This is a genomic window from bacterium, from assembly GCA_030690305.1.
Lineage (GTDB): Bacteria > Patescibacteriota > Minisyncoccia > Phycocordibacterales > JAGLPS01 > JBBUCK01.
This window is the reverse complement of sequence record JAUYHB010000001.1, coordinates 1-1,823: the sequence shown is the minus strand read 5'-3', so window position 1 is coordinate 1,823 and position 1,823 is coordinate 1. Positions and strand designations below refer to the sequence as shown.

1 protein-coding gene is annotated in these 1,823 nt (G+C 46.8%); it reads right to left on the bottom strand.

Features of this window, described 5'->3' with window-relative positions; all coding sequences use genetic code 11:
* Positions 1–125: 125 nt before the first annotated feature.
* Entirely contained in the window at positions 126–1,616 is a 1,491-nt protein-coding gene (locus Q8O71_00005; protein ID MDP2704776.1) for a transposase, read from the bottom strand.
* Positions 1,617–1,823 lie beyond the last annotated feature (207 nt).

Below are 1,823 nucleotides of genomic sequence, written 5' to 3'. Positions count from 1 at the left end.
GATAGTTGTTTTGTTTATCCTATCTTCTATCCTGAACAAGTCTTCTAAGAAGTATCCATTATTTTCACCGGCTGCATAAGTTCATGAAATTTTATCAAAATTCAATCGTGCAAGAAATTTCTTGCTCAAGTTGCGACCACAAACCGCTGGGGCCAAAAACCAGCTTGATGCCAGGGTCTGGGCTGTGAACGAACTTTATCTAAAAATTTCAGCAAGTGGATCATTGCCGGCGTTCTGACATCATGGATCGAGTATTTGACCTTGTCACGATTTTCATCCTTGACCACCTTGGCGGCGATAAACAGCAGCTTCAACCGGGCGATCCGAATCGTGTTTTCCACAATCCCTTTTAAAACACCGCTTGGCGCCTCGGCGGATTCAGATTGATCCTTTGGCAGGCTCCGCTTTGCAATCATCTTCATATAGCGCCAGATATTGTAGGCCAGCATCACAACCTGAAAAAAGGCATAGTTGCTTTTAAACTTGGCAGAAGGGATCATCTCAAGGCCTTCACGCTTGGCTTCACCCACCAGATTCTCAACATCGGCCCGCTTGTCATATTCAGCAATGACCTCATGGGCTTGGCCTGCAAGATCCGTACAGAAAATTCGGTAGGTGTAATTGTCGTCTTCAAAGAGCATATATTGAATCGGCTGCTTGGAACCCTTCTTTTTTTCCTTGGGTATACGCATGGCTACAAACCGACAGACACATCCCCAACCGGTGGGTTGATACAAGCAGCTGTTATATTCAATATCCTGCCGTTTGAAGGGCCGATACCATTTACCGGGATCAAAGGGCGGGCTGCATCCCTTGTTGGCAATGATAAACCGAAACCCGGTCTTGATGGCTGCCTCAACGCTTTCCCAGGATAAAAATTCACCATCGGCTCTCAGCAGAACACTCTGAACACAACCGGGCAGATGCTCTTTTATACTCAAAATAAAGGCCGCTGTTTCCTTGCCGCTTACCGTTGTCCCTTTGCGAAGCTTTCCGACCAGATACTCCCGCGTCTCTTCAATAAAGCACAGTATCGGCCGCAACCCCTTTTTGCCCCGGTGCTTTATGTTGTGCCCCTTGCGCGCCCCTTGTTGGTTGCCGTAGACGGTCTCTACCGTGGTATCGATATTGACCCGGATCTGACAAAGCCTGATGTCGCAAAGCTGCCAGACCCGCTCACGAAGAATGCTCATTACCTTCAGCAACGATTTGCCCTGATTGATTCCAAGACTGTCTACATACCGCCAGAACGTGGTGGCCGCAGGAAGCCGCGTGACTCTGAAAAAGCCGCACAGCATCGCATCCAATCGGATATAGGCAAAGTGCCAGATCCGGTTAAACCCGATATACAGTAGCATCAAAATGCCCACCATCATTAAATGGTCTCCCAGCTTGGGCTCCCGCGTGGGCTTCTGATAGGCTGAGTCAAAGATTTCTTTAAAATTGACCAGATCGAAAAATTTGATCAGCGCCAAAAGCCCGCCAAATGGGCTCAACTGCTCCGAACAGGTTTCATACACGGTCGAGGCATTGATTTTTCTGGCCTCCGCGCGATTCTTTTTAAACCCTTTACTGTTGCGCCTTTTCCTGTTATCCATCTTTCGTTGTTTTACCATCTGGGTACCTCCTTTTATAATTGTGGGTTTTGGCTGAAACCCTATTATAGCAGGGTTCCCAGATGGTTTTCTATTTTTTATGTTACATCACATGCAAAATTCAGGTAATAACTCTACAGCAAACCTTCCAACTTTTATCATTCCATCACAGCTGACTATAGATACCGCTCCGGGATCACCAATAATTAATATAGCTGTGCTTTCAGA

Coding starts and splice junctions, on each gene's coding strand:
- Q8O71_00005 (MDP2704776.1), bottom strand. CDS start 1,616: ATGGTAAAACAACGAAAGATGGATAACAGGAAAAGGCGCAACAGTAAA.